Source organism: Streptomyces kanamyceticus (assembly GCF_008704495.1).
GTDB lineage: Bacteria > Actinomycetota > Actinomycetes > Streptomycetales > Streptomycetaceae > Streptomyces > Streptomyces kanamyceticus.
This window is the reverse complement of the sequence record NZ_CP023699.1, coordinates 4,060,407-4,079,762: the sequence shown is the minus strand read 5'-3', so window position 1 is coordinate 4,079,762 and position 19,356 is coordinate 4,060,407. Positions and strand designations below refer to the sequence as shown.

The window sequence follows — 19,356 nt, the reverse complement described above, 5'->3', positions numbered from 1 at the left end:
CGCCCTGCCCGCCCCCGCACACCCCATGGCCAACCCCGGCTACGGCAAACGCTCCGTCTCGGCCCCTGCTGAAGGACCTCGCCGCCCCGCCGACTCCAGCCCGTTCGGTCACCTCCCGCCCCGCGAGAGCCACCTAGCCACCCTCATCGACCGGCTCCCGGACGGCGCCGCCATGGACGCCAAGACCCTCGCCAAGGCCTCGCCCCTCTATGGGCAGCAGGCCGTCCGCACCGCCCTCAACGAACTCTCCCGCGCCGGACATCTGCGCCGTGTCCGGTGCCTTGCCGCGACCGGCGACAACGGCACCCGCTGGATTTTCCGTACCCACTGGTCCCGCACCGCACGTGACAGCGAATGGTGGGCCTGCTTCCTCGCCGGTGACGCAGTGTCCGAGGGCGGCGCCCCCATTGGCGTACGAGACGTACAACCCAAGCCCGAGCAGCCAGCCGCGGACGCGAGCGGTGAACCCCAGCCGCAGCGCCGGTCTCACACCTCAACCGCCTACCGAGTCCTCGCCCAACTCGGCCGCACCGAACCCCGCTTGACCCTCTCCGCCGCCGACTGCGCCACCCTCGAACCCCTCGTCTCCGAATGGTTCGCCCGAGGAGCCACCGGCGCCCAGCTCACCAGTGCCCTCACCTCCGGCCTCCCGGAATCCGTCCACTCGCCCTGCGGCTTCGTCGCCCGCAGGCTCCGTGACAAGCTGCCACCCGAGCCGGAGCAGGAAGCCCCCGCAGGACGCGTACCCCGCGTCATCCTGGAGTGCACCGCATGCGGTGTCCCCGGACGCTCCGAGGCCCTGCCGCAGGGCCTGTGCAGGGCGTGCACCGAGGGGTCGACGCTCCCTGGCGTCGTCGACGGCGCCGACACCATCGACGTACACCGTCACGCGGCAATCCTGCGCGCCACCCTCACCACCCGCCACGACACACTCCAGCCACCCCGCCTGGCCGGAACTCGGCTGCCCTGAACCGCGATTTTCCACCCCGCATCCGTCACGATTCGCGCAGAATAGAACAACGGTCGAAAGCGGCCACTGCCGTAGCGCCTGGAGCGCATCGACGGACGGGAAACGCGGGAAAGGCGCCAGCACATGCAACGCGGCACGGCCGAGCTCGACGAGGTGGAGCACCCGATCATCGACCAGCTGAAGTCGATGGGGTGGCAGCACATCCACGGACCGGACCTCAGTGAGAAGTCCGCCCCGGAGGGCGACGAGCGCGCCTACAGCGACGTACTGCTCACCAAGCGCCTCCGCCGCGCCGTCCAGCGCCTCAACCGCGTCGCGGGCACTGGCGAGACCTGGATGGATGGCGCCGACGCCGACGCCGCCATCGACGACCTGAGCCGAGCCGCACGCAATGTCGCCACCACGTCCCTCAAGGACGTCAACAGCCATGTAACCAGTCTGCTCCTGAGCGGCACCCCGGCCACCGGTCACGAAGTGCACCACCAGGGCCGGACCGTCCATGTCCAGTACATTGACTGGGAGTTGGAGGGGGTCGGGGACGACGAGATCCTGCGGCGCAACGAGTTCCTGGTCGTCGACCAGTTGCGGGTGCGTACTCCCGATGGGGCGGAAGCCGTTCTCGACCTCGTGCTGTTCGTGAACGGCATCCCGGTCGCCGTCGTCGAGTGCAAGAGCCCGGACCGCAAGGACCCGGTCGGCTCTGCGGTCCGCGATCTGCGGGCCTACGCCGGGGTGCCGCTCGACGACGATCCCAGGGAGCCGCACGAACGCCCTGGCGGCGTACCGGAGTTCTTTGCTCCCGTGCAGCTTCTTGTCGCGGCTGCCGGTGACAGCGGGGCGGCTCTCGGCACGATCACGTCCAGCGAGGAGCACTTCGCCGCCTGGCGGAGTGTGACCCCCGACTACGAGGACGAGAAGGCGCTTGGCCGTGTCCTTCAGGCCGTCCGGCGGGAGAACGGAGAGCGGCTCGTCGAGCCGGGGCAGTCGCCGACCGATCAGCACAAGCTCGTCGCGATCGTCCTCAAGCCGCGTAACCTGCTGAATATCATCCGGCACTACGTCTTCGAGCTTCCGGTGAAGACGAAACAGGGTGAACCGCCGATCACTGTGAAGGCGGTCTGTCGGCACCAGCAGTACCGGGCGGTCGAGAAGATCGTGCGGAAGCTGCGGACCGGGCGCACCCTGGAGGACCCTGCTGCCGAAGTCGATGAGCGCGGTGGTGTCATCTGGCACACCCAGGGCTCCGGCAAGAGCCTGACAATGGCCTTCCTCGCCCGCAGGCTCCAGACCAGCCGGGATCCGGAGCTGAACCGCTTCACGGTGCTCGTCATCACCGACCGCAAGCAGCTGGAGCAACAGCTGTCGGCGGCGGTGCGCGTCAGCGGGTGCGCGGTGCGGGTCGCCACGTCTCAGGCGGACGTGGAGGGCATGCTGGGACGCGCCGGGAAGCCGGGCGGGCGCGCGGTCATCTTCGCGATGATCCAGAAGTATTTGGGGCGCATTCCTGGAGTCGTGGGCGAGACCGCGAGCAGTGACGAGCGGGACCCAAGCGAGGAGTTCACCGCCGCGCAGGCCCGTATCGAGGAAGGCGGGAACGCCGAGGAGGCCGCGGATCCCACGCCGGACGACGCGGCCATCGAGGAGATCAGGCGTCGGTTCACCGAGTGCAGTACGTCGGCGAGTGTCCTGGTGCTCGTGGACGAGGCGCATCGGTCGCACACCTCCGTGCTGCACGCGTGCCTGCGGGACGCGGTGCCGAACGCCGCCCGAATCGGCTTCACGGGTACGCCGATCATGAAGGGCAGGCTCACCGACACGGGGCGGATCTTCGGGCTTGAGCCCGACGACAAGTTCCTCGACTCGTACCTGATGGACGAGGCGGAGCGGGACAAGGTCGTCGTGCCGGTCCGTTACGAAGGGCGGACCGGGTCGGCCGAGGTGCGCGACAAGGCCGAGCTCAATCAGAAGTTCGAGGATCTGATCGCGCGCCTGCGGGAGGAGCAGAAGGACCGTGTCCGCGGCAAGCTGAAGCCCACCAGCCGTGCCGTCGCCGAGTCCGTGTCGATGATCCGGGCCAAGGCCGTGGACATGCTGGAGCACTATGTCACCGGACCGCTGACCGGCGGCTTCAAGGCTCAGGTGGCGGCGGTGAGCCGGCGTGCGGCCGTGCTCTACCGGCACATGCTGAATGATGCCCGCGCCGAACTTCTTGCCCGTGTACGTGAATTCGACCCGGCGACGCTTCGGCACAAGGACCTGAAGGACTACACGTGGGACGACTTGGTGCTGCTCCGCGCGTGGCAGTACCAGGAGGTGCTGCGGCGCATCGACTTCGTACCGGTGATCTCCGCCGGTAGCGAGCAGAAGCAGGGACTGTGGCGGGAGTGGACCGATCCGCTGCGGCAGCAGGAGAACATCGACCGGTTCCTGGAGCCGTTCCCGGAGCTGCCGCCGGACAACCCTTGGGTGGTGACGCACGAGCCCGAGCCCGACCCGGTGCCGGGCGGCACGATCGCGATGAATCCGTGGAGCGGTGCGGCTGTGCCCGTCGTCGAGGAGAGGCGGCCGGTCGCCTTCCTCATCGTCAAGTCCATGCTCCTCACCGGATTCGACGCCCCCATCGAGCAGGCCCTGTACCTGGACCGGCCCATCCAGGACGCCGAGTTGTTGCAGGCCATCGCCCGGGTGAATCGGCCACGCCACAACAAGCACGAGGGCCGGGTCGTCGACTACTACGGCGTACTGAGCGACCTTGCTGTCACGCTGCCCGCGTACAAGGGAGACGGCCCCACACTCCGCACGGTGCGCAGCTTGGCGAGTGAGGTCCCGGACATGCAGGCGGCCGCTGCCGAGATGGAGCGATTCCTCGCCGACATGGGGATCACGGGCCTCGATACGCCCGGGGGGCTCGGGCGTGGCATGCGTGCGTTGGACGACCCTGCGGCGCGCGCCGACTTCGATGCGAAGCTCGGGGTGTTCCTGGGCGCGTTGGAGCGCGTACTCCCGCACGAGGGCGCCTTGGCGCAGGTGGCGAACGCGCGGTACTGGACGGCCTTGCAGAAGCGGGTGCGCAGGCACTACCGGGATGCCGAGCGCGGGGGCTTCTCCATGCGGGCGTACGGGCGCAAGGTGCGGGCCATGGTCGCCGACCATCTGGTTCTGCCTGAGATCACACAGGTCATCGCGCCGGTATCCATCCTCGCGCCCGACTTCGACGAGGTCGTGGACCGTATCCCAGACCTGGAGGAAGCCGCGGCGGAACAGGTACAGGCGCTCCGCTACCACTTGGAAGAGCGGCGGGAAAACGGGGAGCGGCCCATCCACCGGACCCTGTCACAGGAGCTGGAGCAGATCCTTCAGGAGTTCGACGGGCGCTGGGACGAGATCAAGGTGCGGATCGGCCCACTGATCGACAGGGCGCGGAAGGCGGAGGAGGCTGATCCGGCTGTCGCCGACCTGACGCCTGTCGAACAGCAGCTGTACACGAAGGTGTCGGACCTGCTGGCGGAGTCCCCGGCGTTCGACGTGCCTGACGTGGAATTCCTGCGCCGGGTGACGGTAGATCTCACTTCCCTGATTGCCGACCATGTCACCAGCGCTTCGTGGTCCGGGAACGAGTCGAGCCTGGACGATCTTCAGGTCGGGATCTGGCACCTCCTGCGTGAGGAGGGCCTGCGACCGAAGGAGCGGGACCGGCGGGCGCTGCGCGACCTGTCTGAGTCGCTCACCGGGCATGCGCAGCGGCATGCCGCATCCTTCAGGGCGAAGGGGAGGGGAGAATAGGGTGCGTGCCAGCCGCCCTCCCACTCTCTGACGCCATGGACATCGGTCGTACCGCTTTGACGGACGGCCAGACAGTCATGGTCAACGGCAGGAGACTCCTGGTCACGGTGAGTGCCCGGCGTAAGCGGCTGGGCCTCACCGTCGAGAGGGACGCCTCGCTGACCCTCCGTGTTCCGCCGGACTGTGAGCTCGGTCGGGCCGAGGAATTCGTCAGACAGAGCGAGGCCTGGATCGCCGACAAGCTCCGGCTGCGGGAGGAACACCGTCCGGCGCATCCGGTGCGGTCCTTCAGAGACGGCGAGAGCTTCTTCTATCTGGGGCGCGAATACCGGCTGCTCCTAGTGGACGAAAGCGACGCAGCGCCCGTCCGCCTCGTCGCGGGGAGGCTGCGGCTGGACGCGGCGATCGCCGGGAATCCGAGACAGGCCCGTCGTGAGGTGGTCGCTTGGTACCGGAGAGCCGGGCTGCGCTGGGCACAGGGCCGATTGCAGCCGTGGGGCGCGCGCATGGAGGTTCCCGAACCTGATGTGGCTGTCCGGGACGTGGGCAATCGGTGGGGCACGTACCGAGCGGGCGTGGGAGAGCGGGGGCAGATGGCGCTGCACTGGGCTGTCTTTCAGCTCCCCGCGCATCTTGTCGACTATGTGATCGCCCATGAGCTGGCGCATGCTCGCGTCTCTGGGCACGGGGCGGATTACTGGGCTTTGCTTCGGCGTGCCATCCCTGATTGTGAGCAGCGAAAGGCTGAGCTGGACGACCTCGGTCGTAGGTTGTGGCTAGGTGAGACACCAGCACTTCGTTGAGCTCTGTGGGCTGACTTTGGCCAGAGGGAGAGGTGCCCACGGACAGCTGAGGGCCCAGCCATGGTCAGCGATGTACCGCGTTGACCACCGACGCGGCCGGGCCAAGCCTGCGCAGGGCCCAGCGGTAGTGGCGGGCGGCCTTCGCGCCGCCGATGAGGCCCGTCAGCCACAGGACCAGGCCCGCGCCCATGCCGAGCGCGACATCGGCGTAGGTGTCGCGTCCCGGTTCGGCGTACGCGGCCGCGGCGAAGGACGCCCACAGGCCGAGCGCGCAGACGGCGAGGGAGGACAGCAGCCAGAAGAGGCTGAGGCCGGGAGAGCGCAGGCGGGCGTCGGTGGCCGGGTGGCTGTCCAACGCGAGCCAGGCGTCGGTGAGTTCCCGTAGCCGACGGTCGTGGCGGAGGCCGAGGACGACGCCGATCACCGAGGGGGCGAGCACCGCCACGCCGAGCACCATGAGGACCGGGCCGAGCAGGAAGCCGCTGGGGTCCTTGTCGTCGATGAACTGCAGCGGCAGCGTGAGGAGCGCACAGCCGACGACGCCCCCGAAGCCGCACAGCCACAGCAGCAGGAGCCGGTGCACTCCCAAGTACCGCCTGCGCAAGTCGTCGAGAGCCATGCCGCGGTCGGTGAGCAACGTCTGCCGGTCGGGCCAGGTGCGCAGGTGCACGGGTGGCGGGGGCGGCGGCAGCGTACGGCTAGGCATGGACGTGACATTACCTGCGGCTCCGTGGCCGGATCGCGCCGACCGGGTGACCGGATCGGCCGGGGCTCAACGGCCCTTTCACGCCACGCGGGTGGCGCCCGCGAACGGCATCTGGTCGATGGGCGCGAGCCGTACAGGAGCGCTCGGGTTGGGGGCGTGGATCATCTGGCCGTTGCCCACGTAGATGCCGACGTGGCTGATGCCTGAGTAGAAGAACACCAGGTCACCGGGGCGCAGCGCGGAGCGCGGAATCCGTTCGCCCGCGGCGATCTGGGCGTAGGTGGTGCGGGGCAGCGAGACGCCCGCCGAGCGGTAGGCGGCCTGGGTGAGCCCCGAGCAGTCGAAGGCGCTCGGTCCTGTGGCGCCCCAGACGTAGGGGCTGCCGATGGCCTTGTAGGCGTACGAGACGGCGGACGCGGCGCGGGAGTTGGGGGCCTTGGCCGAACCGCCGACGGCGGCGGCACGGGCGTCCGAGCGGGTGGCGCGGTCGCCGTCGGGGTGGGCCAGCGCGGCGCGCTGCTCGCCGGTGAGCTGGGAGAGGAGCCGCTTGGCCTCGTCGAGCTTTCCGGTGACCGTCTTCTTCTGCTTCTTCAGCTCCGCCTGGCGCTTGTGGAAGGCGTCGAGGCGGTCGTCCGCCTCGGAGCGCAGCTGGTCGATCTCCTGGAGCTGCTTGTGTATGCCGCTGACGGTCGCCGCTTGGCGGTTGCCCGCCCGGTCGGCGAGCGCGGCGCGGTCGAGGAACTGTTCGGGGTCGGAGGAGAGGGCCAGCTGCACGGTCGGGTCGATGCCGCCGGTGCGGTACTGGGCGGTGGCGTACGAACCGACTTCTTCGCGGGCGGAGTTGAGCTTCGCCGTCTTGCGGGCCGCCTCGTCGCGCAGCACTCCGAGGGATTTCTCGGCCTTCTCGGCCTTCTCCTTCGCGCCGTTGTACTTCTCGGTGGCGATCTCCGCCTCGCGGTAGAGCGAGTCGACCTTGGACTTCACCTCGGCGGGGCTGAGGCGGGGTTCCGCGTTGCCCACGCCGTCGAACGCGGTCGCCGACGCGGCTCCCGCGAGGGCGATGGTGACGGCCGTGCGGGCGGTGTTGCCGCTGAGCGAGCGCTGCTTGGGCTTGCGGTGCGCTGACACGGAGAGAGGCTCCTTACGTGTCCGGCGGCGGCCCGCACAGGGGGAGCGGACCGCCGCCGGTTCCTCGGCGGTGGTGGCCGACTGCCGCCCCGGGTCCGGGCGGCGGTGGGGAGTCGGTCACCTGGTCCAGGACGCTAAACCTGACCGTCACGGCCTGGTGAGGGATTGCACGTAACTGAGAAATGTGAGCGACGCGGTGACTGAATGTGACCGTGCAAATCACTCTTTAACATCCACTTCGCGTGGCTCTGTGACCGATGCGACGTTTGTTCCCTGACAGCCTGCGTGACGGTGATAAGGGACCGGCCGTGTGGGGTGGAACAGGCCCCGGTTAGGCTCCGGCTCATGGACGTACTCATCCATCTCTTCGTCGGCCTGCACATCATCGGCATCGCCTCGCTCCTGGGCGGCTTCCTGACCCAGATGAAGCAGATGGGCCAGGGCACCGCCCGCTTCAGCCCCGCGATGCTGCACGGCGCGCTGACCATGCTCGTCACCGGTGTCGTCCTGGTCGGCCTGAACCAGGCGGACGACAACCCGGTCAACAACCTCAAGATCGGCATCAAGATGGCCGTGCTGATCGTGATCCTCGCGCTGGTCTATGTGAAGCGGGACGAGGAGAAGGTCGACAAGGGGATGTTCGGGGCGGTGGGTCTGCTGACCGTGGCGAACATCTTCATCGCGGTGCTCTGGACCTGAGTTTTCCGCTCTCTACGCGCGCGTGGCCCGCATCCCCTGGAGGATGCGGGCCACGCGCGCGTAGTCAGGCCGTCACGCGGGGCGCACCACGCTGTGGATCGGCATGTAGTAGATCGACTCGACGCGGACGTTCGCGCCCGGCTTCGGGGCGTGGATCATCTTGCCGTTGCCGATGTAGATCCCGACGTGGCTGATGTCGTCGTAGAAGAAGACCAGGTCACCGGGTTTGGCGTCGGCCGTCTTCACCGTCGTGCCGACCTTCACCTGGTCCCACGTGGTGCGCGGCAGGGAGATCCCGGCGGCCTTCCACGCGTCCTGGGTGAGTCCGGAGCAGTCGTAGGAGTCGGGGCCCGTGGCGCCCCAGACGTACGGCTTGCCGATCTGGGCCTCGGCGAAGTCGATCACCTTCGCGGCCTTGGTGGCGTAGCTGCCGTCCGTACTCCCGGAGCCGGAGCCGGAGCCGGAACCTGAGCCCGATCCGGTGCCCGAGCCCGAGCCGGAACCAGAGCCCTCGCCCTCGCCCTGGCCCTCGTTCTTCTCCTTCTGCGCCGCCTCTTCCGCCTTGCGCTTGCGCTCCGCCTCCGCGACCTGCTTGCGGGCCAGCTCGTCGGCCTTGCGCTTGGCCGCCTGCTCCTTCTTGCGCTCGATCGCCGCGAGCCTGGCCTTCTCCTCGGCGGTCAGCTCAGACAGGAGCGTGCGGGCCTCGCCCAGCTTCTTCTGGACGGTCCGCTTGCTCGTCCTGAGGTCGTCGCGCGAGTCGGTCAGCGTCTTGAGGCTCTTCGCCGCCTTCGTGCGCTGCTTCGTCGCCGAGGCCTGCTCGGTCTGGTAGTCGTCGACCGCCTTCTTCTGGCGCTCGGTGAGCCGGTTCGACAGGTGGTTCTGGTCGAAGTAGCCCTGCGGGTCGTTGGCGAGCATCATCGTCGCCGTCTGCGAGATGGCACCGGTGCGGTACTGCGCGGCGGCGAAGGAGCCGAGCTCCTGGCGGGCCGCGTTCAGCTTCTCGGTGCGCTTGGCCACGTCGTCCAGGAGGTGGTCGACCTTCTTGCGCTGCTTGTCGGTCTTCTCCTTGGACGAGTTGTACTTCTGGGTGGCCACGCCCGCCTGGTGGTAGAGGTCGTCGACCTTCTTCTGCACTTCTTCGAGGCTGGGCTTCGTCGGCGCGGAGGGGGCCGCCTGCGCGCTCTGTGACAGGAGCGCCACGGAGGTGAGGGCGGCCGTGGTGATGCCGATGGCGGGGGCCGTGCGTTTTCCGGCTGTCCGGGTCCGCGGCTTGCGGTGCGACGCCAAGAGAGGCGACTCCTTCCGTAGACCGCCTACCGGGTTAGCTGTCGGGTTCGGGCGGGTGGTCCGGAAGGTTGCCCTACAGCCCCGTACTTCGTACTTGCCTCGTACTCCGTACGGGACCGATTCACCCCAAGGTCTTGGTGGGTCCCCGGCTCCGAGCATGTCGGACTCGGCGTAGGCCACCCGTTCCCGGCGGGGTTCGCCGGTGGGGGGACGTGCGGCCCGCGCAGCACGCTAGCCAACTCGTGTGGCCCGTGTGAAGGTTGATGTTCGATATGCCCGATACATTTTCGTGACTTTTCGAAGCTCCTGATGTGGGCATGACGCGCGGGAGCGGAGCGTGATCGCCCCGGGGCGGACCGTCATCGGCGGGAGGTGGCCGGAACCCGGGGCGGGTTGTCAGTGGGGCCGCCTAGACTCGGGAGGCGATGAGCAGCCTCTTTGATGACAGCTTCCTGGCGGACCTGCAGCCCTCTCGGGCCGCGGACGAAGAGCCCCCGCCGCCGCCCGAGGACACCACTCCGGAGCCCATTCCGGACGATCTGTTCGACGGGAAGTTCGACGCGCCCATGACCCGGGACGCGCACTACCGCGGTGGTGCCCCGCGCCCGGTCATCGACCCGGCGGCGCTTCTCGACGGCCTCAACGAGAACCAGCGCGCGGCGGTCGTGCACGCGGGCTCCCCGCTGCTCATCGTCGCCGGTGCCGGTTCCGGCAAGACCCGCGTGCTGACCCACCGCATCGCGTACCTCCTCGCCGAGCGCGGTGCGCACCCCGGCCAGATCCTCGCGATCACCTTCACGAACAAGGCCGCGGGCGAGATGAAGGAGCGCGTCGAGCAGCTCGTCGGACCGCGGGCGAACGCGATGTGGGTGTCGACGTTCCACAGCGCCTGCGTCCGCATCCTGCGCCGCGAGTACAAGAAGCTGGGCTTCACGTCCTCCTTCTCGATCTACGACGCCGCGGACTCCAAGCGTCTGATGGCCCTGGTCTGTCGCGACCTGGACGTCGACCCGAAGAAGTTCCCGCCGAAGTCCTTCAGCGCCAAGGTCTCGAACCTGAAGAACGAGCTGATCGACGAGGAGGACTTCGCAGCCCAGGCCGCCGACGGCTTCGAGAAGACCCTCGCCCAGGCCTACGCGATGTACCAGTCCCGCCTCCGCGAGGCGAACGCACTGGACTTCGACGACCTGATCATGACGACGGTCCACCTCCTGCGCGCTTTCCCCGACGTCGCCGAGCACTACAGGCGCCGCTTCCGGCACGTCATGGTCGACGAGTACCAGGACACCAACCACGCGCAGTACGCCCTGGTGCGCGAGCTGGTCGGTCCCTCCGGAGGCGAGGGTGACGACCCCGGCGAGCTCTGCGTGGTGGGTGACGCGGACCAGTCCATCTACGCCTTCCGCGGCGCCACCATCCGTAACATCCTCCAGTTCGAGGAGGACTACACGGACGCGACGACGATCCTCCTGGAGCAGAACTACCGCTCCACGCAGACGATCCTGACCGCCGCGAACGCGGTCATCGAGCGGAACGAGAGCCGCCGCCCGAAGAACCTGTGGACCAACCAGGGCGCGGGCGCGCGCATCACGGGGTACGTCGCCGACACCGAGCACGACGAGGCGCAGTTCGTCGCCGACGAGATCGACCGCCTCACCGACGCGGGCGACGCGAAGGCCGGCGACGTCGCGATCTTCTACCGCACCAACGCTCAGTCCCGTGTCTTCGAAGAGATCTTCATCCGCGTCGGCCTGCCCTACAAGGTCGTCGGCGGCGTGCGCTTCTACGAGCGCAAGGAGGTCAGGGACGTCCTCGCGTACCTGCGCGTGCTCGCCAACCCCGAGGACGCGGTGCCGCTGCGGCGCATCCTCAACGTTCCCAAGCGAGGCATCGGCGACCGCGCGGAAGCGATGATCGACGCGCTGTCGCAGCGCGAGAAGATCTCCTTCCCGCAGGCGCTGCGCCGCGTCGACGAGGCGTACGGAATGGCGGCCCGGTCGACCAACGCCGTCAGGCGTTTCAACACGCTGATGGAGGAGCTGCGGACCATCGTCGAGTCCGGCGCGGGCCCTGCGGTCGTCCTGGAGGCCGTGCTCGAACGGACCGGCTATCTCGCCGAGTTGCAGGCGTCCACCGACCCGCAGGACGAGACGCGCATCGAGAACCTTCAGGAACTCGCCGCTGTGGCGCTGGAGTTCGAGCAGGAGAGCGGTCAGGCCGCTGAGTCCGCTGACGCCGCAGAGGGCGCCGAGGGCACGGCGGACGCAGAGGGAGCAGCGGGCGAGGAGGACGCGGCTGGTGCCGCGACCGCCGGTTCGCTCTCCGACTTCCTGGAGCGCGTCGCCCTCGTCGCCGACTCCGACCAGATCCCGGACGAGGAGGACGACGGCTCCGGAGTCATCACCTTGATGACACTGCACACCGCCAAGGGCCTCGAATTCCCCGTGGTGTTCCTGACCGGCATGGAGGACGGCGTCTTCCCGCACATGCGCTCGCTGGGGCAGGTCAAGGAGCTGGAGGAGGAGCGGCGTCTTGCGTACGTGGGCATTACGCGCGCGCGTGAGCGGCTCTATCTGACGCGGTCCTCGATGCGCAGCGCCTGGGGCCAGCCCTCGTACAACCCGCCGTCGCGCTTCCTGGAGGAGATCCCGGACGCCCACCTGGACTGGAAGCGGACGGGCTCCATCGGCGCCCCGGCGTCGTCTGGCTCGTCAGGTCCGGCCGGTGGCATCGCCTCGTCGCTGTCCTCGGCGCGGTCGCGCTCCGGGGGCGCGCAGGGATTCGCCACGCGCCGTGCCACGGAGAAGCCGGTGGTCTCGCTCGCGATCGGCGACCGGGTCACGCACGACCAGTTCGGCCTCGGGACCGTGGTCGGCGTCAAGGGATCGGGTGCGAACGCCGAGGCGACGGTGGACTTCGGAGAGCCCAAGCCGAAGCGGCTGCTGCTGAGGTACGCGCCGGTGGAGAAGCTCTAGGGACCCCTAGGGGTCCCTAGGGGCCTTCGGGGATCTACGGACTGTGGTCCCGTGGGGTCGGTTGACCCCGCGGGACGACGGCGCTCGCTGCCTACGTCGGGTCGAGGCCGTGGCTGCGCAGCCACGGCAGCGGGTCGATCGCGGAGCCGCCGCCGGGACGCACCTCGAAGTGCAGGTGCGGTCCTGTGGAGTTGCCCGAGTTGCCGGAGAAGGCGATGGCCTCGCCCGCCTTCACGGGGCCGCTGGAGATCTTGTGCGTGGAGAGGTGGCAGTACCACGTCTCCGTGCCGTCCTTGGCGGTCACGATCGCCATGTTGCCGTAGGCGCTGTTCCACTTGGTGGACACGGTGCCGTCGGTCGCGGCGAGCACCTCCGTGCCGTACGACACGGGGAAGTCGATGCCGGAGTGCGCGGACATCCAGTTGACGCCAGCCTGGCCGTAGTACGCGCTCAGGCCGTGCTGCTTCACCGGCAGCGCGAACTTGGGGCGCAACCGCTCCTTGCGCGCGGCCTCCGCGACCGCCTTCTTCTCGGCGGCCACCTTCTGGGCCTTGAGGTCGATGCGCTCCTGCGTACGGCTCGCGCGGTCCGCGAAGTCGCCCGCGTCGGCGGAGAGGTTCGCCAGCTGGGTGTCCAGCTTGTTGTTGGCGGCGGACGGCTTCACGGACGTGGGGTCCGGGGCGGACGCCGTCGTGTCCTTGCTCTCGTCCCCGCCGAAGTTGCCCACGGACGCGGCGGCGACACCCGCGACGCCCATCACGCAGGCCGACGGTACGGCGACGGTGAAGAGCGCGGAGCGCTTGGCCGGGCTGCGGCGGCGGGTCCTCGAGCGGCCCCCGCCGCCCGATCCGCGGCCGCCGCGGGGTGCGCGGGTCCCGGCCTCGGCGCTGCGGGTCTCGTCATCGAGCGGCTCGTCGTCCCCGTAGGCCGCCGCGGCTTCGTAGGCGGCCTCGGCTTCGTACGCGGCCTCGGTCCCGTAAGGGGAGTCGGCTTCGTACGTGGCGGCGGTGAGGTCGTACGGGTCGGTGAGTTCGTAGGTGCCCGTCGGCTCGTAGGAGTCGGTGGGCTCGTACGACGTCGGCTCGTGCGGCTCGGGGTGCGTGTGAGGTTCGGGGTGCGCGTGGGGTGTGGGGGGCTCGTAGGTCTGGCCCGCCGAGTTCCATGCGGTCGCGTCGTACGCACCCGTCTCGAAGGTCTGCGTGTCCCACTGGCCCGTACTCGGCGGCTGGTTCCAGGCGGTGGCGTCCCACTGGCCGCTGGCTTCGGGGCCCGGCTGCGAGGGGATGTCGGTGAGCTGCTGATAGCCGCCCGTCGCCCACATCCCGGTGGTGTCGTAGCCGCCGGTGTCGTACGTGGCCGCGTGGTGCTGCGCCGCGTACGCGTCGTAGTTGAGCGTCTGCTGGGTGCCGGTGGTGGTCGCCCACTGGCCCGTGTCGTACGTGCTCTGGCCGCCCTGCATGTCCCCGAAGAGCGGGTCGGCGGCGAAGCTGCCGGTGTCGAAACTCCCGGTACTGAAGCTGCCGGTGGCGTAGGCGTCGTGCCCATGGGGCGCGGCACCGTGCTGGTCGTACGTCGCGTAGTGCGCGTAGTCGGCGCCGGGTGCCGAGGGCGGGGGAGTCGAGCTCCCCGACGGGTGACGGTCGTTCACCAACTTCTCTTTCGCCTCGGCAGCAGGGGCAGAGCAGTGCGGCGACTGTACCCGGCGGTATACGGGCGCGACAATCTTCGTCAGGTTTCGTGGTCTCAGGAAACGGGCATTCGGCCGTCTTTCGGCGGTCTGTGGGCACAGCTTTGGCCCTGCGTTCGATGTCCGTTCGATGTTTGCGCGGCGATTTCGGGGTCAGGCGACCGTCAGCCCGCCGGGCGCGCCCTTGGCGTCCGTCCCCGGGTGCGCCAGGTCGAGCGCCTGGATGATGCCGTTCGCGACCGCGGGGTGCACCGGGAGCGCCAGGTGGCCGATGCCGGTGACGCGGATGTTCTGCGCGGTCAGGTCGGGGTGGTCGACGCAGGCCGTCTCCAGCGGGTCCATGATCTGGTCGAGATCGCTCCAGAAACTCACGAAGTGCGTGCGGCAGCCCGGTGCCGGTTCCTTCAGTTCCTCGATCACCGCTGAGCCGGGGCGCATCTGCCGGACGATCGGGTGCGCGTCGGCGAGCGGCGCGACGCGGGTCCCGGTGTGCGGCGTGCCGAGGGTGACCAGCGTGCGTACGCGTACGTCGCCGCCGAGGCGCTGCGCGTAGTAGCGGGCGATCAGTCCGCCGAGGCTGTGCCCCACGATGTCGACCCTGGCGTGGCCCGTGCGCTCGCAGAGCTCCTCTATGTGGCGGCCCAGCAATTCGGCGGCGGTGTGGATGTCGCAGGTGAGCGGCGAGTAGTTGAGGGACTCCACGCGGCGGCCGCCGTCCTTGGCCAGGGCGCGGCGCAGCAGCACGAAAACGGAGCGGTTGTCGATGAAGCCGTGCAGGAGCAGGACCGGGGGCCTGGCGTCCGGGGGGAGGCGGGGGGCGTCCGGGGGTGGCTGGAGCGGGGGCGTCCTGCGTTCCTGGGCCATGCCCGAGGGATAGAGGAGGAGGTGTCCCGTGAGGATCGTCAGTTCCAGGGCGGTCGCCTTGAGGAGGGCCAGGGAGATGCCTTTGACCCTTTTCGCCTTCGCCAGTTTTGGCAGCAGCCAGCCGAGCTGGCTGATCGCGCTGAGTTGGCGAAAGGGGTGGGCCCCTGTCATCGGCATCGTCGACCTCCCGATTGGCGCACGGGAGGACGGCTCTGTCCCCCGTGTGCCCTAGGGGGAGTCGTGGGCGAGGAGTCGGCGTGCGGAGGGCTTCTCCGTGGCCTCCGTGCGGGTGGCGCCCTGTGCCCCCCGAGCGGTGCGCTCCTTGCCCCCGTGCATCGCCGATGCGCCGGGCCACCACGCCGTGCGGCTGCCGGTGTGGTGGCCCGGCGATCTCGTCGCGGCTCCCCTCGCGCCTGGTCCGGTCCGGATGTGGAGCGTGAGCTCCCGGATGACGGAGCGACGCGCAGCGAACGTGTCCCAACGTGTGATTTCCCCCTCGGTCTCCACCGCGAAACTGCCGGGTGCGCGATGCTGGGGATAACGTTCGTTCACTTGCCCCGCCGTTCGTGCGGTGTGGGGACATGGAGGCAGTGATGGGTGTGGCAGCCGGTCCGATCCGCGTTGTGGTCGCCAAGCCGGGGCTCGACGGGCACGATCGCGGGGCCAAGGTGATCGCGCGGGCGTTGCGGGACGCCGGTATGGAGGTCATCTACACCGGGCTGCACCAGACGCCCGAGCAGGTGGTGGACACCGCGATCCAGGAGGACGCCGACGCGATCGGTCTCTCCATCCTGTCCGGGGCGCACAACACGTTGTTCGCGCGCGTCATCGAGCTTCTCCAGGAGCGGGACGCGGCGGACATCAAGGTGTTCGGGGGCGGGATCATTCCGGAGGCGGACATCGCGCCGCTGAAGGAGAAGGGTGTCGCCGAGATCTTTACGCCTGGGGCCACTACGACGTCGATCGTCGAGTGGGTTCGGGCCAATGTGCGGCAGCCTGCGGGGGCGTGAGCTGGCGGGGCGCCTTGGGGGGCGGGTGGGCTGGTGTCGCCTTGGGTTCGGCTGTGGGGCGGGGCCGCGGGGGTATGTGCGTACTCGCCATCCCGGGGCCGGAGCCAATAGGACTTGCTTCCCTGCCTCGGTCTCCACTGTGCTCCGTTCGCACATACCCCCACGTCCCCTCAGGAGCGCGGGCGGCTGCGGGCCGGTGGGGGTTCCGTTCCGTCCCCTGCTCGGGCGCGCTCGCGACTGCGGGTGGGTGGGGCGTCCCCTCGGGAACGCTCGCGGTGCGGGCCGGTGGGGGTTCTGTTCCGTCCCCCTCGGGCGCGTTCGTGGTCGCTCAGCTGCCGTTCCGTTGCGGCTTGTCAGGGGTTAGCTCTGTGGTGATCGCGGCTCTTAGGCGGAGTGTGGTTACCAGGCGTTGGAAGGCTTCCGACCAGTAGCTGCCTGCGCCGGGGGAAGCGTTCTCGGGTTCGTCGGGGATGGCCGTGAGGGCCTCCAGGCGTACTGCCTCCGCGGGGTCGAGGCAGCGTTCCGCCAGGCCCATCACTCCGCTGAAGCTCCAGGGGTAACTGCCCGCGTCCCGGGCGATGTTCAGGGAGTCGACCACCGCGCGGCCCAGCGGTTCCGCCCAGGGGGTCGCGCAGACTCCGAGTAGTTGGAAGGCTTCCGAGAGGCCGTGTGCGGCGATGAAACCCGCCACCCAGTCGGCGCGTTCCCGCGGGGGGAGGGACGCCAGGAGTTTGGCGCGTTCGGCCAGGGAGACCGCTCCCGGGCCCGCGGCGTCAGGGGACGCGGGAGTGCCCAGCAGGGCCCTTGACCAGGCCGCGTCCCGCTGTCGTACGGCCGCCCTGCACCATGCCGCGTGCAGTTCGCCGCGCCAGTCGTCGGCCACCGGGAGCGCCACTATCTCGGTGGGCGTGCGGTTGCCCAGGCGGCTCTGCCAGCTGGTGAGCGGGGCCGAGTCCACCAACTGGCCGAGCCACCAGGAGCGTTCACCGCGGCCGGCGGGGGGCTTGGGGAGGACGCCGTCCCGTTCCATGGCCGCGTCGCACTCGTGCGGGGCTTCCACGGTCAGTGTCGGGGTGCTCGCCACGTGGTCCACGGCCACGCAGGAAGCCGCTCGGGCCGCCATCCGCGCGGCCAGTGCCGAGGCGGGGAGTGCGGAGAGCAGCTCGGCGGCCGTGGCGCGGACGTTGCGGCTGCGGTCGGTGAGGGCCTCTTCCAGGAAGGGCTCGTCCGTTTCGGAGAGGCCCGTGCGGAGGGTGTCGAGGAACATCAGGCGGTCCTCCGCGCGCTCCGTCCGCCAGGTGGCGGACAGCAGGGCGCGGGCCGCTTGCGCGTCGTGTTCCCTGAGGGTGGTGAGCAGGGCCACTCGTTCCGCGAACAGGCCCTCCTCCCAGAGCTGTCGGACCTGTGCCGTGTCGTCGGGGTCCGGAAGCGATATGCCGCCGCCCGGGGTGGAGCGCAGCGCGAACTTCCAGTCCGGGTTGAGGCGCGCCAGCCACAGGGCCCGGGGGCCCGCGAAGGTGAGCGCCTGGGGGCGCAGGTCCGTGCGGCCGCGTGCCGCGTTGAGCAGGGCGGGCAGCAGCTCGGGCGGCGCCCCGTAGCCCCGCGCGTTCGCCAGGGAGAGCCACTGGGGCAGGAGTTCCATCAGGTCCGGTGCCGCGCCCCGTCTGCCGCTGCCGCCGGAGCCCGGCTGGTCGGTGAGGAGCGTCGCCAGGCGGCGCCGTGCCGCGGGAGGCACCGGGGGCCTCGGGTCGTCCGTCGCGGGCTCGGGCGGTGCGGCCGCGGGGGCGGGGCGCAGACCGGCCCTGCGGCGTACGGTGTGCGCCGCCGCCTCGTCGAGCAGCGTGCGCGGTGCCTCCTTGCCGGGCGTGGCGAGCGCGCGGCGGTCCGTGCCGAGGAGGGCCGTGGTGACGAGCTCCTCCCAGGGCGTGAGCGCGGGCGTCCTTGCCTCCGCGGGCATCCTTGCCTCCTGAGATGTCAGCACAGTGGGATCGCTCCTTCCGCGTCCTTCGGCCAGGCCGCCAGGGGGGTGAAGCCGCGGTGGCCGCACTCCCCGAACACCGTGAGCGGTGCGCCGCCGGACAGCGCCACCAGGCGCCACAGGCCCGGTCGGGACGCGGCCGACGGGGCGAGGGGGAGTGCCAAGTTCTCCTCGGGGTCCGTCAGTTGCCAGGTGTCCTGGGACCGTGTCGGGATGACTTCGGCCAGCGTCACGGGGTGTGACTCCAGCCATGGGTCCTTCCGCAAGGCCTCTCCGTAGCGTGCTGTCGCCTCGGATACGCGGACGCCCGGTGGGCGCAGCGGTGTGGGGGCGGGGGCGGTGAGCTGCTCGCCGAGGTCCGCCCGGAGTTGGACCGCGCCCGGGTAGGGCGACAGTTCGGCGTCGAACGCAAGGCCGACCGGCAGCGCGAGCGACGGGGCCCGGCCCGCCGCCCCGTAGGAGAGGAGCAGTGCCGTGCGGTCCGATTCCGTGCCGTACATCCATATGCGGCGCGTGGTGAGTTTGCTGTCCGCCGTGTCGTACTGGGCGAGCACGAGCCAGTGGTCCCGCAGCGGCGGTCCCTGCGGCTGGGCGGGCAGGCCGACGCGGGAGCGGACCGTGGCTGCCAGCTCGGCCGGTAGCTCTTCGCGGTGCAGCCAGCCCTGGTCCAGGAGGTGCAGGAGCGCGCACTCCTCAAGGAGGCGGACCGGCCAGCCCGGGCCCGATGACGGGATCGCCCCCAACTCCCGTACGCGCGCGGCCAGTCCAGGGGCCTGCGCGTCGACCATGCGGGCGGCTGTCTCCTCCCACAGGCCGTACCCCGTCTGCTCGGCCGTCGCCGTGCCGCCGCGCAGCAAGTCCGACAGGCGCTGCTCCAGCTCCGTCACGCCCGCCGTGATCCGCTCCGCCCGCTTCTCCGCGCGGCGCTGTGCCGCTTCGGGGTCGGCGGGGGTGGAGGGTGTGGGTGAACTCCTCTTCTCTGTCGTCCTTTTACGGCGTGCCGCCAGCCATTCTTCGGCCCAGGCCGGAGGCTCTCCCTCCGGTACGGTGCCGTCCTGGCCCGCCCAGACGAGCAGCAGCCCGAGCGCGTGCTTGCACGGGAACTTGCGGCTCGGACAACTGCATTTGTACGCCGGGCCCGCCGCGTCGCCCGCGCCCGTGATGTCGACGACCGTCTGATACGGCTTGCTGCCACTGCCCTTGCACAGGCCCCACACCGTCCCCTCGCCAGAACTGCCCGCCTCCGACCATGGGCCGGCGACACCGAGTTTGCTGCCCGCCTTGCGTGACGGGGCATCAGGAGCCAGTGCCAGCACCTGATCCGCCGTCCAGCGCACCCCCTGCTGAGTCATGTCTCGAAGGTAGGTGCCGCCACTGACAATCGACCGGAGGGCGAGTGTTTGTGCAGGTCATGGGCTTGCTCGGGGCGATTGTCAGTGGCGTGGTGCACGGTGGAGACACATCCG

General features: G+C 69.9%; 13 protein-coding genes and 1 riboswitch. Of the genes, 6 read left to right on the top strand and 7 right to left on the bottom strand.

Features of this window, described 5'->3' with window-relative positions:
- The first annotated feature begins 25 nt into the window (after nt 1–25).
- The 3 genes from CP970_RS16740 to CP970_RS16730 all read left to right on the top strand — a co-directional run bounded on the left by CP970_RS16740 (nt 26) and on the right by CP970_RS16730 (nt 5,556).
- Entirely contained in the window at nt 26–970 is a 945-nt protein-coding gene (locus CP970_RS16740; protein ID WP_224058476.1) for a MarR family transcriptional regulator, read from the top strand.
- 123 nt (nt 971–1,093) lie between these two features.
- The gene (locus tag CP970_RS16735; protein ID WP_055543932.1) at nt 1,094–4,753 is read left to right on the top strand and encodes a type I restriction endonuclease subunit R; all 3,660 of its coding nucleotides are present in this window, start codon (nt 1,094–1,096) and stop codon (nt 4,751–4,753) included.
- A 35-nt stretch (nt 4,754–4,788) separates the two neighbouring features.
- Nucleotides 4,789–5,556: a M48 family metallopeptidase gene (locus CP970_RS16730; protein WP_055543933.1), complete on the top strand. Its 768-nt coding sequence runs from the start codon at nt 4,789–4,791 to the stop codon at nt 5,554–5,556.
- A 64-nt stretch (nt 5,557–5,620) separates the two neighbouring features.
- Here CP970_RS16730 and CP970_RS16725 read toward each other — a convergent pair whose 3' ends face one another.
- Together CP970_RS16725 and CP970_RS16720 are read right to left on the bottom strand one after the other, a co-directional pair.
- On the bottom strand, nt 5,621–6,262 hold the full coding sequence (locus CP970_RS16725) for a hypothetical protein (RefSeq protein ID WP_063805988.1): 642 nt from the start codon (nt 6,260–6,262) through the stop codon (nt 5,621–5,623).
- Between the two features lie 78 nt (nt 6,263–6,340).
- Nucleotides 6,341–7,390 (bottom strand): C40 family peptidase, encoded by a 1,050-nt coding sequence (locus CP970_RS16720; RefSeq protein WP_055543935.1) that lies wholly within the window; start codon nt 7,388–7,390, stop codon nt 6,341–6,343.
- Nucleotides 7,391–7,735: 345 nt separating this feature from the next.
- Between CP970_RS16720 and CP970_RS16715 the strand changes: the two genes are divergently transcribed.
- Nucleotides 7,736–8,089, top strand: coding sequence for a hypothetical protein (locus CP970_RS16715; protein ID WP_055543936.1), 354 nt, complete (start codon nt 7,736–7,738; stop codon nt 8,087–8,089).
- 72 nt (nt 8,090–8,161) lie between these two features.
- Here CP970_RS16715 and CP970_RS16710 read toward each other — a convergent pair whose 3' ends face one another.
- Nucleotides 8,162–9,376 (bottom strand): C40 family peptidase, encoded by a 1,215-nt coding sequence (locus tag CP970_RS16710; RefSeq protein ID WP_055543937.1) that lies wholly within the window; start codon nt 9,374–9,376, stop codon nt 8,162–8,164.
- Between the two features lie 8 nt (nt 9,377–9,384).
- Nucleotides 9,385–9,558: riboswitch (cyclic di-AMP (ydaO/yuaA leader) on the bottom strand.
- 243 nt (nt 9,559–9,801) lie between these two features.
- On the opposite strand from CP970_RS16710, the gene pcrA reads away from it, so the two are divergent.
- Nucleotides 9,802–12,351, top strand: a complete 2,550-nt coding sequence (gene pcrA / locus CP970_RS16705) for a DNA helicase PcrA (protein ID WP_055543938.1) — start codon at nt 9,802–9,804, stop codon at nt 12,349–12,351.
- A 91-nt stretch (nt 12,352–12,442) separates the two neighbouring features.
- Here the strand turns inward: pcrA and CP970_RS16700 are convergent, their stop codons facing one another.
- Together CP970_RS16700 and CP970_RS16695 are read right to left on the bottom strand one after the other, a co-directional pair.
- Nucleotides 12,443–13,999: a M23 family metallopeptidase gene (locus tag CP970_RS16700; RefSeq protein WP_055543939.1), complete on the bottom strand. Its 1,557-nt coding sequence runs from the start codon at nt 13,997–13,999 to the stop codon at nt 12,443–12,445.
- A gap of 192 nt (nt 14,000–14,191) precedes the next feature.
- Complete coding sequence (locus CP970_RS16695) at nt 14,192–15,079, bottom strand: lipase family alpha/beta hydrolase (RefSeq protein ID WP_224058475.1); 888 nt, start codon at nt 15,077–15,079, stop codon at nt 14,192–14,194.
- 416 nt (nt 15,080–15,495) lie between these two features.
- Between CP970_RS16695 and CP970_RS16690 the strand changes: the two genes are divergently transcribed.
- Nucleotides 15,496–15,912: a cobalamin B12-binding domain-containing protein gene (locus CP970_RS16690; protein ID WP_055556719.1), complete on the top strand. Its 417-nt coding sequence runs from the start codon at nt 15,496–15,498 to the stop codon at nt 15,910–15,912.
- A gap of 328 nt (nt 15,913–16,240) precedes the next feature.
- Here the strand turns inward: CP970_RS16690 and CP970_RS16685 are convergent, their stop codons facing one another.
- Together CP970_RS16685 and CP970_RS16680 are read right to left on the bottom strand one after the other, a co-directional pair.
- Complete coding sequence (locus tag CP970_RS16685) at nt 16,241–17,869, bottom strand: DUF5691 domain-containing protein (RefSeq protein WP_055555819.1); 1,629 nt, start codon at nt 17,867–17,869, stop codon at nt 16,241–16,243.
- A gap of 17 nt (nt 17,870–17,886) precedes the next feature.
- Nucleotides 17,887–19,242 carry an SWIM zinc finger family protein gene (locus CP970_RS16680; protein WP_055555817.1) on the bottom strand — a complete coding sequence of 452 codons (1,356 nt, stop codon included), beginning with the start codon at nt 19,240–19,242 and terminating at the stop codon, nt 17,887–17,889.
- Nucleotides 19,243–19,356 lie beyond the last annotated feature (114 nt).

Excerpts from the sequence above, each read along its gene's own strand:
- CP970_RS16695 (WP_224058475.1), bottom strand. The coding sequence starts at position 15,079 with ATGCCGATGACAGGGGCCCACCCCTTTCGCCAACTCAGCGCGATCAGC.
- CP970_RS16735 (WP_055543932.1), top strand. The coding sequence starts at position 1,094 with ATGCAACGCGGCACGGCCGAGCTCGACGAGGTGGAGCACCCGATCATC.
- CP970_RS16715 (WP_055543936.1), top strand. The coding sequence starts at position 7,736 with ATGGACGTACTCATCCATCTCTTCGTCGGCCTGCACATCATCGGCATC.
- CP970_RS16725 (WP_063805988.1), bottom strand. The coding sequence starts at position 6,262 with ATGCCTAGCCGTACGCTGCCGCCGCCCCCGCCACCCGTGCACCTGCGC.
- pcrA (WP_055543938.1), top strand. The coding sequence starts at position 9,802 with ATGAGCAGCCTCTTTGATGACAGCTTCCTGGCGGACCTGCAGCCCTCT.
- CP970_RS16680 (WP_055555817.1), bottom strand. The coding sequence starts at position 19,242 with ATGACTCAGCAGGGGGTGCGCTGGACGGCGGATCAGGTGCTGGCACTG.
- CP970_RS16730 (WP_055543933.1), top strand. The coding sequence starts at position 4,789 with ATGGACATCGGTCGTACCGCTTTGACGGACGGCCAGACAGTCATGGTC.
- CP970_RS16690 (WP_055556719.1), top strand. The coding sequence starts at position 15,496 with ATGGGTGTGGCAGCCGGTCCGATCCGCGTTGTGGTCGCCAAGCCGGGG.
- CP970_RS16685 (WP_055555819.1), bottom strand. The coding sequence starts at position 17,869 with ATGCCCGCGGAGGCAAGGACGCCCGCGCTCACGCCCTGGGAGGAGCTC.
- CP970_RS16740 (WP_224058476.1), top strand. The coding sequence starts at position 26 with ATGGCCAACCCCGGCTACGGCAAACGCTCCGTCTCGGCCCCTGCTGAA.